Below are 15479 nucleotides of genomic sequence, written 5' to 3'. Positions count from 1 at the left end.
CCCCCCCCCCCCCCCCCCCCCCCCCCCCCCCCCCCCCCCCCCCCCCCCCCCCCTTTCTTCCCCCCCCCCCCCCCCCCCCCCCCCCCCCCACGTTGGGACATTCTCGCGCCCCCGACGCGCCAGAACCGCTGCCACTTCTCATCGACACTCGGGGCTCCAACCATCGCCTTGTGCTGCCATCTCGCACCAACAGGTGCTCTCGGTCCGCAACTACGCAGCCATGTTCTGCCTACCCGTCGCAGTGGGATGCCTGGACGGCAGACGGCCAGTACCTGTATCTCCGATACCGGCATGGTGAGGGCTGCGTCGAGTGGCATCCTGGGCCTGAGGATGATGCCGACACGCCGGACTCTTGGAACGAGGGCCTCTCGGGGCTCCTCGTCGAATGGGACGACGGCACCGACGGCGGTGTCATCAGCCTTGAGGACTTCCTCGCGGCAGCGGGTTTGGTGCTGGCGCCGGGTGGCTTACCGGTGGTTTGTTAAACCCGTAAGTAGAGATCAAGGGCTCGGCCAGTGGCCAACGAGGTGATGAGGGCTTGGAGTTCGGGTGGCGGGGGCGTTTGCGACCAGGCGTGCCAGTAGCGTTGGAGGGTGTGCCAGGGGTCGAGCCAGGCCCGGATTGCTCGGATGGCCCGGGGCCAACTGGGTTGCTGGGGCTGGTGGGACACGGGTGTGCCCCCTCTCTGGCCAGTCTGCGGTTTCGGCTGGCTGGGCCTGGTCCTGTGCTGTGGTTTCTTCGGCGAACCAGGCGTCCCAGCAGAAGGAGAATGCGCAGTTCACGAGGGTCTGGTGGCGGCGGATCGCTGTGTCGGAGCGGACCTGGAAGTCGGCCCGGCCTAGTTCGTCCTTGACCTGCTTGTGGCTTTGCTCGATCCAGTGCCGCAGGCCGTAGAGCCGGACGAGCTCGGCCAGGCCGGCGGGCGGGTGGGGACTGTCGGCGGTGCGGGGTGAGCCGGGTCGGGGCAGGTCGGTGGCCAGATACCAGGTGGCTTTGTCCGGCAGGGTGCCTGGGTCTGCGGTGGCCACCACCAGGCGGGTCCACCCGTCGGGTCCCCATGCTCCGAGGCGGGCGTCGGCGGCCCACCAGGTCTCGGTGTGCCCGTCGCGGAAGGTGCGGACAACCGGCGTCCACTCGCCTGGGTGCTCGGGATCTGTCCAGGTCAGGGCGTGTGCCGCTTCGACCGGGGTGTGCGCTTGGTCCCTGTAGGCTCAGGTACCGCGGCGGGGCTTGAGGGCCATGACGAACGGCAGGCCGGCCTCGCGCAGGGTGTGTCGGAACTCGTCGTGGTCGCCGTAGCCGCAGTCCGCCACCACCGCCCGGAACGTGACCCCGGCCCGCTGGGCCTGGCCGGCAAGGTCGGTGGCGAGCTGCGGCTTGGTGTGAAAGTCGGGGTCGTTGCGCTTCCTCGGGAAGTGGTGGGCCGGGGTGTAGGGCACCGCGTGTAGCGGATAGTAGAGGCGCTCATCCGCCCAGAGCGTGGTTACCGTGACGACGGCGTTGTCCGTCTTCCCGAGCCGGCCCGGCCACTGCCGCCCGACATGGGCGGTGGCCGTGCCGTCCTTGCGGTTTCCGGAGTCGTCGATCACCAACACGCCCTGGCCGTGTGGCGCGGTGGCCGGATCGGCCAGCAACAGCTCGAGCCGACGGGCGTTGACCTGCTCGAACTTCCACGTCGACTCCGACAGGAAGAACTGAAGCCGCTGCACCGCCGGATGCTGAGCCCCGGCCACCGGCTCGGCCCCGGCCAGGGCCGTGAGCGTCTTGTTCCGGTCCCGCGGCAGTAGCAGACCGGTCAGGTACTCGCGGAATCCTCGCCGCTGGGCGAGTGAGCTGAAGAGGTCGTCGAACCTGGCCGCGTACCCCTCGAGGGGCCCGGGAGCCGGTGGACAAGGTACGCGCGCGGTCATGGCAGCACCCCCGAAAGACTCTCCTCACCGATACTGCCGACCTGACCCCATGTCAACAAACCACCGGTAAAATCGCTCTCCCGCTGCGCACTTCGCAGGATGGCATGTGTTCGGACCGGGCTGACCGGGCCGACGCCCGCACCGGGGCCCTCGGGTGCGCGCGCGGCCGCCGCGGCGGGAACCGCCCGGGTGCGGCTCGCGGTGACGAACCGGCCCTCTGGCAGCGGGGTCCACGGCGGGCCTCGCCTGCTCAGAGCGCGGGCACCGCCCGTACCGGCGCCGGACTGCCGGTGCCGGCCCGGTGTTGTCCGTCCGGCGGGGAGGTCGGTTACTGGCATCGGGGTCTGTGTCCTGGTGCCTGTCGGCCCGTCAGGCCGATCCAGCCGGGGGGTGTCGGGGTGGCGCGGTGAGTGACGTGTAGTGCTCGGTTCCGAGGATCCGGTACCTGACGTCCTCGGGCAGGCGGGTCAGGATTCCGGGGAGCGGGCGCTCTCCCTCGACCTGGCTGCGGTGGGCCGTGATCGCGGCCCACTTCTGGTCCAGCCACTGGCGTACATCGCATGTCACGTCGGCCAGGGTGTCGGGGACGCTCAGCACGGATTTGCCGACCCGGCTCAGGAGCGGCCCGAGGTCGGCGATCGCCGAGTGGGGGTGGGTGGCCATGTGGACGGCGGCGGGCTGCCAGGGCTCCCCGGCGTCCGGGTAGAGGTGTTCGAGTCCGGAGGCGGCGATGGCCAGCAGGGTCGCCCGGTGGGTCTGCCGGTGGTCCGGGTGGCGGGTCAGTTGCCCGTAGGCGTCGTGGGTCAGCACGATGTCGGGCCGAACCGCGCGGATGTGCCGCACGATGTCCTCGACCACGTGGTCGACGGGCGCGTCGCACAGCCGCGGCCGACCGGGAGCGGATTGCGGGACGCGGGCGTCGGCGTAGCCGAGCATCCTCGGTACGCCGGCGCCCAGGATGTCCAGGGCGTCGGCGAGTTCGGCGGCGCGGTGGCTGTCCTCGGCCCAGGTGGCGGTGACGACGGCCGTCCGGACGCCGGACGCGGCGTGCTGGGCGAGGGTGCCGCCGACGAGGAGCGATTCGTCGTCCGGGTGTGCGAGCACGGCGAGCAGGGACGGCAGGGACGGCAGGGGTGGCATGGCAGGTCCTCCTTGTTCGGCGGGCGCAGGGTGAGCGGCTGGTGACGGCTGCCCGGGGCGGAGGCGGGCGGCGAGGGTGGCCATGTCGGTGGTGAAGCGGCCTGCGAGGTCGACGCCGGTCTCCTGGGCGATGACCATGAGCGAGAACAGGCAGTCGGACAGCTCGTGGCCGATGGCCCCGGTGCTCGCGGCCACGTCGGCGCGGTGGCCCTGGTGGGCCATGACCAGTTTCGCGAGGTCGCCGACGTCGCCGGTGAAACCGAGGACGAAGTCCGACAGGCCCCAGGTGCGACCCAGCCTCCGCCGGTTGATCTCGTCGTAGAGGTCGCGTACTTCGCCTGCGGCGGCGGACATCTCGTCCCAGGTGGTCATCGGCTGCTCCGTTTCGGGTGCGTGGTCGGGTGGCATCGGCGGCGGGTGCGGTCGTGTTCGCCGGGGTCGGGGGCGATGCGTTCGAGTTCCTTGTCGGTGAGGCGGCCGCCGTCGAAGGTGACGCCGATCTTCCAGGGCCGCGGTGGTTCCGGCGGGGTGAAGGAGAGCATCAGGGGGCGGGGGCGTCGTCAAGGGCGGCGGGGACGAAGCCGATCTCCTCGGCGGTCTCGCGCAGTGGCGCATGTCCACGGGTCCTCGTCGTTGTCGAGGAGGCCGCCGGGGTAGTGGTATTCGCCCGGGTGGTGGGCGGAGGTGAGCAGGAGCGGCCGGTCGTGGCGGTCGGTCAGGAAGACGCCGGCGTAGGAGATGCCGTGCGGCAGGGTGGGGACGAACCGCCCGGGCGGGACGAAGACCATGGTCAGGCTCCTTCCTGGTCGTGACGGCCGGGGTGGCCTAGCCGGGTGCGCAGGTCGGCGGCGAGGCGTTCGGCCCGGCCGGGGTTGTCGGGCAGGAGGCCCGCGCCCTCGGTCATCAGCGCGTGGAACTGCTGCTGCTCGTAGGGGGTGCCGGGTGGTAGGGCGGCGATGTGCCAGTGGACGTGGGCGTTGCCCTGCATGCTGCCCAGGCTCAGCAGGTAGAGGCGTTCGGTGGGGACGGTCGCGGCGAGCGCGGTCGCCACGCGGTGCACGACCAGTTGCAGGGCGAGGTACTGGTCCTCGGTGAAGCCGCTGACGGTGTCCTCGACGTGGGCGCGCGGGGCGACGAGGAGCTTGCCCGGCAGGGTGGGGTAGCGGTCGAGGAAGGCGACGTGGACGCCGTCGTCCAGGACGATCCGGTGTTCGTACCCGGGCTCACCGGCGAGCATCGAGCAGATGAAGCAGGGGCCTTTGCGGGCCCGCTCGTTGTAGGCGTCGAGGTCGAAGGCGGTCACCGCGTCCAGCCTTCCGAGCCGGGGCGCAGCGCCATGTAGCCGTCGACGGGGTCGAATCCGAGGGTGCGGTAGAGCGGGGCTCCGGTTTCGGTGGCACGCAGCTCGATCGATCCGCAGCCGCTGTGCCGGAGTGCCTGGACCAGGGCGGTGGTGACGGCGCGGGCGTGCCCGCGGCGTCGGTGGGCCGGGTCGGTGGCCACGGTGTGGATCCGGGCCCACCGGCCGGTGGGGTGGGTGGGGCCCCGGTAGCCGCGGTAGACGATGCCGATGGCGCAGGAGGCCAGCGTGCCGTCGTCGGCGGGGACGACGTAGGCGAGCAGGTTCGGGTCGGTGCCGAGCCGTTCGCGCATGTCGTCGCGGAAGGTGGTGCGCCAGTCGTCGGTCAGCCGGGCGCCGTCGAGCACCGCGACGCGCAGGCGCAGCAGTTCGTCGGCGTCCTCGGGGCCGGCGGGGCGTACGGGGGATCCGGTCATGCGGGACTGCCTCCGGGGTTCGGTGGTCACTCGGGTGGTTGTCGGGGGAGGCCGGGGCGGACGAGGTGTCGGTCGGTGCCGCCGTCGGGCCGGTGCACGGCGCGGTAGGCGTACGGGATCCGGTTGGTGGGGAAGGGTGACGGTGCCTTCCTCAGTCCTGGACCAGGTCGCGGGGGTCGGCGCCCTCGGCCCAGCCGTGGGTGGAGAACCCGCGGCCACCGGACAGGTACGCGGACAGGGCGGCGTGGGAGGACGGGAACATCGGCAGCGGCAGCCCGCCCTCGGGCGACCACACCACGGCGAGGTGTTTACCGGGCTCGGTGTTCGTCAACTCGCCCTGCCAGGCGGTGGCGAGGAAGACCGACAGCAGGAAGGGGCCCTTGCCGTCCCAGCCCTGGCGGACCTGGATCGTGTGGACCAGTCGCAGGTCGCACGGGTCGACTTCCAGCCCCGTCTCCTCCGCCAGTTCACGGGCGGCGGCCTCGTCCAGGCGCTCGCCGACCTCGACCTTGCCGCCGGGGATCGTCCACACCGGCGTCGTGCTCCAGCTGTTCGTCGCGTAGTTGATCGTCGCGACCCGGCCGCCACTCCGGTCGTGGACGATGACGGCCACCGCCTGTCGCAGGCTTTCCACAGCACTACCTCCAAGGACTCTTGATCACTGACTTCGGCTCGTCAGGGTGATGTTGGGGTGTCGAGGGTCAGGCCGGTGCCGGCTATGAATCCGTCGGGTGTGTCGGGTCGGTACTGGAGTCGCTTGAGTCGGTTGCGGACGAGGGTTTCGAGTCGGTCGAGGGCGACCACGGCAAGGTTGGCGAGGCTGTGCTTGACGTGTGCCCAGACCCACTCCACGGGGTTGAGGTCGGGCGAGTGGGCGGGAAGGAGGAAGACCGTCAGCCGGTCACGCTCGGCGATCAACTCGCCGATGGCGTGGGAGATGTGGGTGTTCAGGCGGTCCCGGACCAGCACGATCGGTGCTTTGGCGAGGTGGTGGACGCCGTCGACCAGAGCGGTGAAGTCGCGCTCGGCCACTCTGCGTGCGGGGACCTGCGGACTGAAGCCGAGCCTGTGCATCGGCCTCGTGGCGCCCGAGACGCTGTACGAGACGTGGAACTTACGCCTGATCAGCATGGCCACCCGCGCAGCCGTCCACACCTGGTCCTCCACCCAGCAGCACTTCTCGCTGATATCGGCGCGAAGCCCGGCCCCGCGACCCGCATGGGTCCGGGCTTCGCAGACTGGCGCTTGGCAGCCTCCTGGCGACGGCGGCTCGGATCATCCTCTCCGGGATCATCCTCTCCGGGCCGCTGATCACCGCGACTCTGATCTGGGCATCCGTCACGCAGCCCGGACGCGCTCGATGAGATCGGCGACGCCGTCAACCTGGCGGTACGGCTTGAACGCCGGCGCGAGCTCGCGGACCAGGCTGACACACCGCTCGGCGCCGATGCGGGTGGCCAGATCGAGGGATTCGGTGGTGACGGCGAGAGCCTGCTCGACGTCGTTGGATTGCAGGAAGCCCTTGGCCTGGTAGGTCAGGAAGATGCCACGCGTCTTGTCCCGGGCCTTGGGCAGGAGGGCCAGGCCCTCGGCCATCCTGACCCGCGCCTCGTCGGCCCGGCCGAGATCGAGCAGGCACTGGCCGGAGTCGACCGCGAGGTCCGCAGGGCGCATCCACGCGCACCAGCCCGGCGCGGGGTCGCTAGCCCGCGTCGACAGTGCGGTCTCGGCGTCGGACAGGTCGCGGTAGCACGCGGAGCGTTCGCCGAGCGCGGCGTGGGCCCTGGCCCGCCGGAGGAACAGCAGCGACCGGGCGGTGGGGTGCTTGGTACCGGACAGTGCGTGGCCGAGCTGGTCCACCGAGATGTTCGGTTGGCCGATCCAGTTCGACTGGTAGGCGAAGTCGGAGAGCACACCGGCGCTGAAGTCGCGGTCACCTGCGGCGTCGGCGGCTTGCAAGGCTCCTGCCCAGAGCTTTCCCGCGGCGAAGTGCTTGCCCTGGTCGAAGCGGTACCAGCCGCAGGTGGTGGCCAGTGACGCGGCCAGGAGGTGCAGCCGCTTGGCGACGGGCTCGGCGTGGCCGCCGCCCTCGATCAGGTCGGTGACGGTCGCGAGATGAGCGTCCGTCAGCTTGATCGTGTGCTGGCGCTGTTCGGTGGGCAGGGTCGTCAGCTTCGCGCTGGTTTGCTCCAGCCAGTCCACGAGCCCGGGGTCCACGGCTGTCCTGCCGTCGAGGGCGGAAGTCAGGCGATCGGGCTCGATCGTGGCCCACTGGGCGGCGAGGCCGGCCAGCGAGACGGCGCTGAAGGTCATGAAGCTGCGGCGGTCCATGGCGGCTCTCTGTGCATCTCGAAGTGCTTGGACGGTGTACGCCGATCCCAGTGGCAGCGGAACCTCGCGGCCGGGCAGCCAATCGGGCCACCCGAACAGCTCCATGTCGGCGATCGGAACGTCGAAGGCTTCCGCGATCAGGATCTGGGAGTGCAGGTTCGGCTGCTTGCGCCAGTTCTCCCACCGGCTGACGGCCGTCTTGTCCGCGCCGGAGCGGAGCCCGTGCTTGCGGGCGGCCCGGTCGAGGAACACGACGAGGTCGCTCTGTGACCACCCGCGCAGTTCACGGGCGTAGGCGAGGGGGTGCCGGATCGGGTCGTCCACGGGGCCAATTCCATCATCGACAGTGACGGACAGCCTACTGCGCGCGAGCGCGGGACAACCCCGGGACTACAGACAATGCCTGTCCAGGAAACCGGAGTTGGCGCTGTACTCGACACGCATCGACAAGTTCCCTCACGAAGCGGAAGGAGTCAGCCCATGAAACGACGCGCGGCGGTCATCGGCCTCGGACACCAGGCACTCGAAGACCACCTTCCCGGCCTGCTCGCCTCCAACCGGGCCGAGTTGGTCGCGCGGTCTGCGACAGCGACCCGGACGCCCTGCGGGCCCAGCAGGACACGCACCACGTCCCGGGCTTCACCCGGGCCGCCGACCTGCTGGACACCGTGGCGCTGGACTTCGTCATCGTCGCGGTCCCGCACCACGCCGGCCGGGCCGTGATCGAGGAGTGCGCCGTCCGAGGCGTGCACGTCCTCAAGGAGAAGCCGTTCGCGACCTCCCTGCCCAAGGCGCGCGAGTTCGCCTCGATCTGCCAGCAGGCCCAGGTGGAGCTGATGGTCACGCTCCAACGGCGCTTCAACCCGTTCCACGCGTCCGTGGTTCAGCTCCTGGACCAGATCGGCACCCCATTCTTCATCGACGGCCAGTACACCTTCCACACCGACGACCCCGGCGCGGGCTGGCGCGGAGACGTCAGCCAGGCCGGCGGCGGCTGCGTCATCGACATGGGCTACCACATCGTCGACCTGCTGCTGTGGTACTTCGGGATGCCCAACCGGATCATGGCCGACTTCTCGACCGCCGCGCTGCCCGACGGCGGGTACGACGCCGAGGACACCGCCGTCATCCAGCTCGGCTACGACAACGACCTGTACGGCACCGTGCGCGGAGAACGGCACCAGCACGCCGATGCTGCCGGCCCGCTCCCGGCACGCCTCTGTCCGCTCCCTGGAGCGGTGCGCCCGCCCCGGCGTGGACGCCGTCGCCCGGCACGTCACCGCCCAGGACCCGGCCGCCCGCGGCCGTTGACTGGGCGGGGGAGGGCAGGACCACCGCCGAAAAGCTGCTGCACACGCAGGGGTCTAGTATCGGCCCCATCGCTATAGTATTTTATTTGTCGCGACCCGATAGGTCGATGGAGAGGCCGTAACGGCCGGAGAGGTAGGACGGTCTTGGCCGGAGAGCCGACAGAGCCGACAGAGCCCATAGAGCCGACGGGGCCGGGAGCGCCGACAGAGGTGACGGACCGGGCAGCGCAGCACGCAGCTCCACTCCACGGGCGCGTCCTGGTGACCACGGGCTGGTTGCGACCGGGGGACGCCGTGCACCGCCACCTCGCCGCGGCCGGGCTCGACGTCGTGCACGGTTCGGTCGGGGACCGGGCCCGCGGCGGCGCGTCCTTGCCGGAGTTGGTGGGTTCCGTCGACGCGATCGTGGCCGGCACCGACCCCTTCGGCGCGGAGCTGTTCGAGGCGGCGCCCCGGTTGAAGGTGATCGGGCGTACCGGGGTCGGCTACGACAACATCGACCTGGCGGCGGCGACCGCACACGGTGTCGCCGTCTGCCCGACCCCGGGAGTCAACCGCCAGTCCGTGGCCGAGCACACCATGGGGCTGCTCCTCAGCCTGGCCCGCAGGATCCCGCAGAACGTCGCATCGGTCCGTGCGGGCGGGTGGGACCAGGCCGGCGGACGCGAGTTGGCCGGTGCCACGCTCGGCATCGTCGGTCTGGGCGCGATCGGCAGACTCGTGGCCCGCGTGGCGCAGAGCTTCGGCATGCGCGTCGTCGCCTACGACCCGGCCGTCGACCGGGACTACGCGACCGAGCACGGCATTCGCGTGCTCGACCTGGAGCAGTTGCTGGCCGAGTCCGACTTCGTCAGTCTGCACCTGTTCCTCAGCCGGCAGACCCACCACCTGCTGGACGCAAAGGCATTCGCCCGGATGAAACGGGGTGCCTTCGTGGTCAACACGGCGCGCGGCGGCGTCGTCGACGAGAGCGCCCTCGCGGACGCGCTCGCCTCCGGCAGGCTGGCCGGCGCCGCGCTGGACACCGTGGAGAAGGAGCCGCTGCCGTCCGACAGCCCGTTGCGCTCCTTCGACAACGTGCTGGTGACGGCACACATCGGAGCCGCCACGGTGGAGTCACGTGCCCGCTCCGGGATGATGGCCGCCCGGTCGGTCGTGACGGTGCTACGGGGTGGACGTTCCGAACACACCGTCAACCCGGGGTCGGCCGCTCACGCAGCGGCGCGCACGCGGCGGCCGGAGGCGGACGGAAGATGACGACGTTTCGTTTCGACGCCAACCTCAAGTGGCTTTTCACCGAGCTGGAGTTCGAGGCGCGCTTTGACGCGGCCGCAGCCGCCGGCTTCGCCGGAGTGGAGTTCCCCTCGCCCTACGGCTACGCCGCTCCCGTCCTTCGGCGTCGGCTGCGTGACGCGGGGCTGACCCAGGTGCTGATCAACACGCCCATGGGCGCGCCCGGAACGCCGACCCGGTCGGGACTGGCCTGCATCCCCGGCCTGGACGGCGAGTTCCGGGCCGGTGTCGAGCGCGGTCTGGAATACGCGACCGCGCTGGACTGCGAGCTGCTGCACGTCGTCGGTGGGATCGTGCCCGACGGGGTCGGTCGGGATCGGGCGTTCGCGCGCTACGTCGCCAACATCGCCTGGGCCGCGGAACAGGCCCGGGAGGCCGGAGTCCGGATCGTTCTGGAGGCGCAGAACAAGCGGGACTGCCCCGGCTTCGTTCTGCAGTCCCAGGAACAGGCGGCCGCGGTGGCGGAGGCGGTCGGCGGCGATCAGGTCGGGTTGTTGCTCGACTTCTACCATCTGCAGATCGACGAGGGCGATCTGATCCGCACCTACCGGCGTTTCCAGGAACGGGTGTGGCACCTTCAGGTCGCCGACCCGCCGGGCCGGCACGAGCCGGGGACGGGAGAGATCGGCTGGCGGGCCGTGCTGCGGGCCGTCGCCGAATCCGGATACCCGGGCTGGATCGGCTGCGAATACGCGCCGGCCGGTGAGACCGTGGCGGGGCTGGACTGGGTGCGGTGGTTCCGGGGAGCGGCGGCGTGACCGCGCCCCGGATCGCGCTGATCAGTGCCGTACCCACGGCGATGGCGCCGGCGGCCGAGGCGCTGCGTGAGGGCTTCCCCGAGGCCGAGGTCTGGCACCTGCTGGACGACCGGCTGCTGTCGGACGCCGACGAACAGGGCGGTCTGACCGCGGCGCTGCGGGCGCGGATGCACCGGCTCATCGAACACGCGGTGCGCGGGGGCGCCGACGCGGTTCTGCTGACCTGTTCGCTGTACGGGGTGGTGGCGCAGGAGGCCGCCGGCGGGGTCGCCGTGCCGGTGCTGGCACCGGACCAGGCGGCGTTCGAGCAGATCGCCGCCGGCGGGCTCCGGCACGTCCTGGTGGTGGCCTCGTTCGAGGCGGCGTTGCGGGACTCGGTGGACCGGCTTCGCACGGTACTGGCCTCGTCCGCACCGGCACCGGGGGTCGAGGTGTCGGGTCTGGTCGTGCCGGAGGCCAAGGCGGTGACGGCCGCGGGAGAGCGTGACCGGCTGGTGTCGGTGCTGGTGGAGGGCGTGTCCGCGGCGATCGCGGACGCCGACGCGGTCTTCCTCGCCCAGTACTCGCTCGCCCCCGCGGCCCGCGCTCTCGCGGCGGCCCTGGAGATGCCGGTGGTGTCCGGTCCGGCGAGTGCCGCGAGCGTCCTGCGCACGTTGCTGTCAGGCCCTTGAAACCCGCCTGCTAAATCCTGTAGTCAAGCCAGCACTGAGCGAGTTTCTGAGTGATTCGTATAGGCGGAGCGCCGTGGCTGCACCCCCACCTGGGCAGCCCCCTCGACTGACGCTCCCGCGATAGAAGCTCCCGCGATTGACACTCCCCGCCCGCGCGAACAGAGAGGTTTGGCGTGGCCCCATCATCTGAGGTCGGCCTGCTGGTCACCGGCTTCGTCGGCATAGTCGTCGTCGTCCTGTTGATCACGACACGGTTGAAGGTCCATCCCTTCCTGGCGCTGGTGATCGGCGCTCTGGGTATCGGGCTCGTCGCCGGGGAGAAGCCCGCGGCGGTCGTCCAATCCGTCACCTCCGGGGCCGGCGGAACGCTCGGGCAGACCGGACTGATCTTGGTCCTGGGCACCATCCTGGGCACCGTGCTCGCCGAATCCGGAGCCATCCGGCGGCTGGCCACCGTGCTCACCCGGGGCCGTTCCCTGCGCACCATCCCCTGGATGGTGAGCCTGCTGGCCTTCGTCGTCGCCCTCCCGCTCTTCTTCGAGGTCGCCCTCGCGGTGCTGCTGCCGCTCCTGTTCAGCATCGCGCGGGAGGTCGAGACCACCATGCTCGACAGTGAGGGCCGCGACGCGAAGGGCAGGAGGACTTCGCCCTACCTGCTCGTGGGTGTCCCGGCACTGGGCACCGTCGCCTCGATCCATGCGCTGGTCCCGCCCCACCCCGGCCCCACCGCCGCCGCGACCGCCCTCCACACCGAGGTCGGGACGGTCATCGGCTACGGCCTGCCGGTCGCCGTCATCACCATGGTGGTCTCCGGCCAGTTCCTGGCCGGCCCGATCGCCCGCCGCGTCTTCCCGGTGCCTCCGCCCAGACTCGTCGAACAGTTCACGCTCAAGGCCGATGACCGGACCCCGCCCGGCATCGCCCTGTCGGTCATCCCGGTGGTGCTGCCGTTGATCCTGGTCGTGGGCCAGTCCGTGGTCACCGTCGCCCACCTGACCGGGGGTTGGGCGAGTGCGCTCGGCTTCGTCGGCCAGCCGGTGGTGGCGCTGCTGATCGCGGTGATCCTCGCGGTCATCGGCCTCGGCTGGGCGCGGGGAGTCAGCGGGCAGCAGCTGAAGGGCCAGGTCGACGACAGCATCGCGGCCATCGCCCCCATCCTGCTGATCATCGGGGGAGGCGGCGCCCTGAGCGGGGTCATGCTGGACTCCGGGATCGGCAAGGCGATCGCCCACCTCACGCACGGCCTGGGCGTCTCTCCGCTCATCCTGGCCTGGGTGATCGCGGCCCTCATCCGGCTGGCGGTCGGCTCGGCGACCGTCGCCATCATCACCGCCTCCGGGATCGTCGCCCCCATGGTGCCCGAGACTCCCGGACTGCACCCGGCGTTGGTCGTCCTCGCACTCGGCTGCGGCTCCATCATCTTCCCGCACATCAACAACGCCGCCTCCTGGCAGGTCAAGGAGAGCTTCGGCATGTCACTGACGGACATGTTCAAGAGCTTCACCGTCATCGAGACCACCGTGTCGCTGCTCGGCTTCGGCTGTGTACTCGCCATATCCGCCCTGGCCTAGGGCCTCTCCTCCCACGACCGAGCCAGACGGAAAGGAAACACCATGATCGGTGTGATCGCCGACGACGTCACCGGTGGCACCGACGTCGCAGCCGCGCTACGACGTCAGGGCCTGCGCACCCTGCTCTGCTTCGGCACCCCCGACGAACTCCCGGCGCAGCAGCCCGTCGACGCCGCCGTCATCTCGCTGAAGACCCGAACCGCCCCGGTGGCAAAGGCAGTTGAGCAGAGTCAGGCCGCCGCGCTAAGGCTGTCCCGAGCCGGAGCCACCCGGCTCTACTTCAAGTACTGCTCCACTTTCGACTCCACCGCCCAGGGCAACATCGGCCCGGTGCTGGACGCACTCGGCCAGGCGACCGGCGGCGACCCGGTCGTCACCACACCGAGCTCGCCCGAGCACGGCCGCACCCAGTACCAGGGGTACCTGTTCGTCGACGGCACGCTGCTGGCCGAGTCCCCGATGCGGCACCACCCCCTGACACCCATGCGGGACTCCTTCCTCCCCAGGCTGCTCGATGCCCAGTCGGCCCACCCCGGCTGTGCCGTGCTGGACCACACCGTCGTCTCCGGCGGCGCCGACCGGATCCGCTCCACCATCCGTCAACACGCCGGGCACACCCGCTACCTCCTCGCGGACGCGCTGACCGACGGCGACCTGTACGCGATCGCCCAAGCCTGCGAGGACCTGCCGCTGGTCGCCGGCGCCGCGGGGTTGGCCGGCGCGCTCGCCAGAGTGCACGCCGAGCGCTCCGCCTCCGCACCCGGCGACCGGGCAGGTCGGCCCGTGCGACCGGACGGTCCCGCGGTCGCCCTGGCCGGAAGCTGTTCCAGGCGCACCCTGGAGCAGATCGATGCCATGCGCGCGGCGGGCCGCCCCGTCCACCGCCTCGACCCGCTGACCGACCGGGAACCGGCCTCCCTCGCCGACCGGGCACTCGCCTGGTACGACGATCTCGGCAGCCGGGCGACCGAAGCAGGGCCGCTGATCCACTCCTCGATGCCGCCGCACGCACTGCGGGACGTCCAGCACGCCCTCGGCCTGGAGCGGTCCGCGTCGATCCTGGAGGCCGCACTCGGTCGCATCGCCCGGGGACTGGCCGAACGCGGGGTGACCCGACTCGTCATCGCCGGAGGAGAGACGTCCGGCGCGGTCGTCAGCGCGCTCGGCGTCGACGGAGGCCAGGTCGGCGCCGAGGCGGCGCGCGGGGTCCCGTGGATCCACACCGCCGCCGGTCTGGACATCCTGCTCAAGTCCGGGAACTTCGGCGAGCGGGACCTGCTGCTCACCGCCACCGCCGCAGGGGGTGCCCGATGACCTCGCGCTCCCCGGACCGCCGCAGGGGGCGCCGCGCGACCGGGCCCTCCCGGACCGCGGCAGGCGAGGAACTGGTCCGCACGGCACGCTCATTGTTCTCCCGCGGCCTCACCCACGGCAGTACCGGCAACCTGTCCGTCCGCACCCCGGAAGGGATTCTGGTGACCCCCACCGGCTCCAGTCTGGGCACGGTCACCGTCGACCAGCTGTCCCTGGCCGACGAGTACGGGCGGCACGTCGACGGACCCCCGCCCTCCAAGGAGGCCTTCCTGCACGCGGCAGTGCTCCGCGCCCGGCCCGACGCCCAGGCCGTCGTCCACACCCACTCCACGCACGCGGCCGCGGTCTCCTGCCTCACCGGCCTCGACCCCGAGGACGCGTTGCCGCCGCTGACCGCGTACTTCGCGATGCGCATCGGACAGCTGCCGGTCCTGCCGTACCACGCCCCGGGCGATCGCGGCCTGGAGGAGGTGGTGGAGGAGACCGCCGGGCGCAGGCACGCCATGCTGCTGAGCAATCACGGCCCCGTCGTCGCGGGCGCAGCCCTGGCCACGACGATGGACGCGCTGGAGGAACTGGAGGAGACGGCCCGGCTCTTCCTCCTGCTGCGCGGCCTGCCGACGCGGCCGCTGACCGGGGCCGAACGCGCCGCGCTCAGCGCGTCCGCGTAGTCCCGACGCCGAGCCCCGCACCCCCGCCGCGGCACCGATCGAACCGGTGCCCGGCCGAGAAGGAAAGAGTGAAGACATCGTGTCCGACAGCAACAGTGCCGACACCACCGCCCGGCACTCCCTCACCCTGTTCAGCGCCCTGGCCGTCCGCAAGGCGCTGGACGAGGTCGTCCTGCCCGCCTTCACCCGGGACAGCGGGGTGAGCGTCATTCCCGTGTTCGACCCCACGGTCCAGCTCGTCCGCCAGATCGACGCGGGCACACCCTTCGACGTGATGATCGGTGTCACCGACTCCTTCCGCCCGCTCGCCGAACGCGGTCTGGTCGACCTCGACACGCGTACCGCGATAGCCCGCACGGGAGTGGGACTCGCCGTACCGCCCGGCACCGCGCACCCGGACATCAGCACCCGCGACGCCCTCGTCACGACCCTGCGCGCCGCTCGCAGCGTCGCCTACTCGCGGACCGGGGCGAGTGGCCTGTACTTCGCCGGGCTGCTGCGTGACCTGGGCATCGCCGACGAGATCAATGCCAGGGCGACCGTCATCGAGAAGGGCTTCATCGCCGAGGCCGTCGTCGACGGCCGCGCCGACATCGCCATCCAGCAGTTGAGCGAACTCCTCTTCGTGCCCCGGGGGGGGGGGGGGGGGGGGCCCCGGGGGGGGGGGGGGGAAGAAAAAAAAGTGCCAGGGAGGGGCCGCACCCCCCCCGCGCCGCCCGCCGGAGAAGAAGAGG

Annotated in this window: 15 protein-coding genes and 3 pseudogenes; 9 read left to right on the top strand and 9 right to left on the bottom strand. The window is 71.2% G+C overall.

Features of this window, described 5'->3' with window-relative positions; translation table 11 throughout:
- Nucleotides 1–500: 500 nt before the first annotated feature.
- The 9 genes and pseudogenes from AC07BF_RS32070 to AC07BF_RS32030 all read right to left on the bottom strand — a co-directional run bounded on the left by AC07BF_RS32070 (nucleotide 501) and on the right by AC07BF_RS32030 (nucleotide 7481).
- A pseudogene (locus AC07BF_RS32070) lies at nucleotides 501–1910 on the bottom strand (IS701 family transposase).
- Nucleotides 1911–2279: 369 nt separating this feature from the next.
- A complete protein-coding gene (locus tag AC07BF_RS32065) occupies nucleotides 2280–3422 on the bottom strand; it encodes a PIG-L family deacetylase (protein ID WP_478334283.1) in 1143 nt (380 codons plus the stop codon).
- Nucleotides 3419–3592, bottom strand: a complete 174-nt coding sequence (locus AC07BF_RS32060; protein ID WP_478334282.1) for a hypothetical protein — start codon at nucleotides 3590–3592, stop codon at nucleotides 3419–3421. The genes AC07BF_RS32065 and AC07BF_RS32060 overlap by 4 nt, the downstream gene beginning before the upstream one ends.
- A gap of 18 nt (nucleotides 3593–3610) precedes the next feature.
- Nucleotides 3611–3838, bottom strand: a complete 228-nt coding sequence (locus AC07BF_RS32055) for an NUDIX hydrolase (protein WP_400812463.1) — start codon at nucleotides 3836–3838, stop codon at nucleotides 3611–3613.
- A 2-nt stretch (nucleotides 3839–3840) separates the two neighbouring features.
- Nucleotides 3841–4353 (bottom strand): HIT family protein, encoded by a 513-nt coding sequence (locus AC07BF_RS32050; RefSeq protein WP_478334281.1) that lies wholly within the window; start codon nucleotides 4351–4353, stop codon nucleotides 3841–3843.
- Nucleotides 4350–4826, bottom strand: coding sequence for a GNAT family N-acetyltransferase (locus AC07BF_RS32045; protein WP_363620539.1), 477 nt, complete (start codon nucleotides 4824–4826; stop codon nucleotides 4350–4352). Before AC07BF_RS32045 ends, AC07BF_RS32050 begins: the two co-directional genes overlap by 4 nt.
- Nucleotides 4827–4977: 151 nt before the next feature.
- Nucleotides 4978–5460 (bottom strand): NUDIX domain-containing protein, encoded by a 483-nt coding sequence (locus AC07BF_RS32040; protein WP_363589251.1) that lies wholly within the window; start codon nucleotides 5458–5460, stop codon nucleotides 4978–4980.
- A gap of 41 nt (nucleotides 5461–5501) precedes the next feature.
- Nucleotides 5502–5996 (bottom strand): annotated as a pseudogene (locus AC07BF_RS32035) (winged helix-turn-helix domain-containing protein); the annotation flags it as partial.
- Nucleotides 5997–6164: 168 nt separating this feature from the next.
- On the bottom strand, nucleotides 6165–7481 hold the full coding sequence (locus AC07BF_RS32030) for a helix-turn-helix transcriptional regulator (protein WP_478319407.1): 1317 nt from the start codon (nucleotides 7479–7481) through the stop codon (nucleotides 6165–6167).
- A 263-nt stretch (nucleotides 7482–7744) separates the two neighbouring features.
- Between AC07BF_RS32030 and AC07BF_RS32025 the strand changes: the two are divergent.
- The 9 genes and pseudogenes from AC07BF_RS32025 to AC07BF_RS31985 all read left to right on the top strand — a co-directional run.
- Nucleotides 7745–7990: pseudogene (locus tag AC07BF_RS32025) on the top strand (Gfo/Idh/MocA family oxidoreductase); the annotation flags it as partial.
- A gap of 3 nt (nucleotides 7991–7993) precedes the next feature.
- Nucleotides 7994–8545 carry a Gfo/Idh/MocA family protein gene (locus AC07BF_RS32020; protein ID WP_400812489.1) on the top strand — a complete coding sequence of 184 codons (552 nt, stop codon included), beginning with the start codon at nucleotides 7994–7996 and terminating at the stop codon, nucleotides 8543–8545.
- 216 nt (nucleotides 8546–8761) lie between these two features.
- Nucleotides 8762–9724, top strand: coding sequence for a phosphoglycerate dehydrogenase (locus AC07BF_RS32015; protein WP_478334280.1), 963 nt, complete (start codon nucleotides 8762–8764; stop codon nucleotides 9722–9724).
- Nucleotides 9721–10518, top strand: coding sequence for a hydroxypyruvate isomerase family protein (locus tag AC07BF_RS32010; RefSeq protein ID WP_363589259.1), 798 nt, complete (start codon nucleotides 9721–9723; stop codon nucleotides 10516–10518). The genes AC07BF_RS32015 and AC07BF_RS32010 overlap by 4 nt, the downstream gene beginning before the upstream one ends.
- Nucleotides 10515–11189 carry an aspartate/glutamate racemase family protein gene (locus AC07BF_RS32005; protein ID WP_363589261.1) on the top strand — a complete coding sequence of 225 codons (675 nt, stop codon included), beginning with the start codon at nucleotides 10515–10517 and terminating at the stop codon, nucleotides 11187–11189. The genes AC07BF_RS32010 and AC07BF_RS32005 overlap by 4 nt, the downstream gene beginning before the upstream one ends.
- A 173-nt stretch (nucleotides 11190–11362) precedes the next feature.
- A complete protein-coding gene (locus tag AC07BF_RS32000) occupies nucleotides 11363–12760 on the top strand; it encodes a GntT/GntP/DsdX family permease (RefSeq protein ID WP_478334279.1) in 1398 nt (465 codons plus the stop codon).
- A gap of 42 nt (nucleotides 12761–12802) precedes the next feature.
- Nucleotides 12803–14074, top strand: a complete 1272-nt coding sequence (gene otnK / locus AC07BF_RS31995) for a 3-oxo-tetronate kinase (RefSeq protein ID WP_478334278.1) — start codon at nucleotides 12803–12805, stop codon at nucleotides 14072–14074.
- A complete protein-coding gene (gene otnC / locus AC07BF_RS31990; protein WP_478334277.1) occupies nucleotides 14071–14745 on the top strand; it encodes a 3-oxo-tetronate 4-phosphate decarboxylase in 675 nt (224 codons plus the stop codon). The genes otnK and otnC overlap by 4 nt, the downstream gene beginning before the upstream one ends.
- Before the next feature lie 79 nt (nucleotides 14746–14824).
- Nucleotides 14825–15479: substrate-binding domain-containing protein (locus AC07BF_RS31985; RefSeq protein WP_478334276.1), on the top strand; the 655-nt coding region annotated here is incomplete at its 3' end.

The sequence above is a fragment of the Kitasatospora sp. NPDC043950 genome (assembly GCF_056435345.1).
The sequence above is the reverse complement of the archived record's forward strand: the minus strand, read 5'-3'. Positions and strand labels throughout refer to the sequence as shown.

Excerpts from the sequence above, each read along its gene's own strand:
- AC07BF_RS32065 (WP_478334283.1), bottom strand. The coding sequence starts at position 3,422 with ATGACCACCTGGGACGAGATGTCCGCCGCCGCAGGCGAAGTACGCGAC.
- AC07BF_RS32020 (WP_400812489.1), top strand. The coding sequence starts at position 7,994 with ATGGTCACGCTCCAACGGCGCTTCAACCCGTTCCACGCGTCCGTGGTT.
- AC07BF_RS32055 (WP_400812463.1), bottom strand. The coding sequence starts at position 3,838 with ATGGTCTTCGTCCCGCCCGGGCGGTTCGTCCCCACCCTGCCGCACGGC.
- AC07BF_RS32045 (WP_363620539.1), bottom strand. The coding sequence starts at position 4,826 with ATGACCGGATCCCCCGTACGCCCCGCCGGCCCCGAGGACGCCGACGAA.
- AC07BF_RS32060 (WP_478334282.1), bottom strand. The coding sequence starts at position 3,592 with ATGCTCTCCTTCACCCCGCCGGAACCACCGCGGCCCTGGAAGATCGGC.
- AC07BF_RS32010 (WP_363589259.1), top strand. The coding sequence starts at position 9,721 with ATGACGACGTTTCGTTTCGACGCCAACCTCAAGTGGCTTTTCACCGAG.
- otnK (WP_478334278.1), top strand. The coding sequence starts at position 12,803 with ATGATCGGTGTGATCGCCGACGACGTCACCGGTGGCACCGACGTCGCA.
- otnC (WP_478334277.1), top strand. The coding sequence starts at position 14,071 with ATGACCTCGCGCTCCCCGGACCGCCGCAGGGGGCGCCGCGCGACCGGG.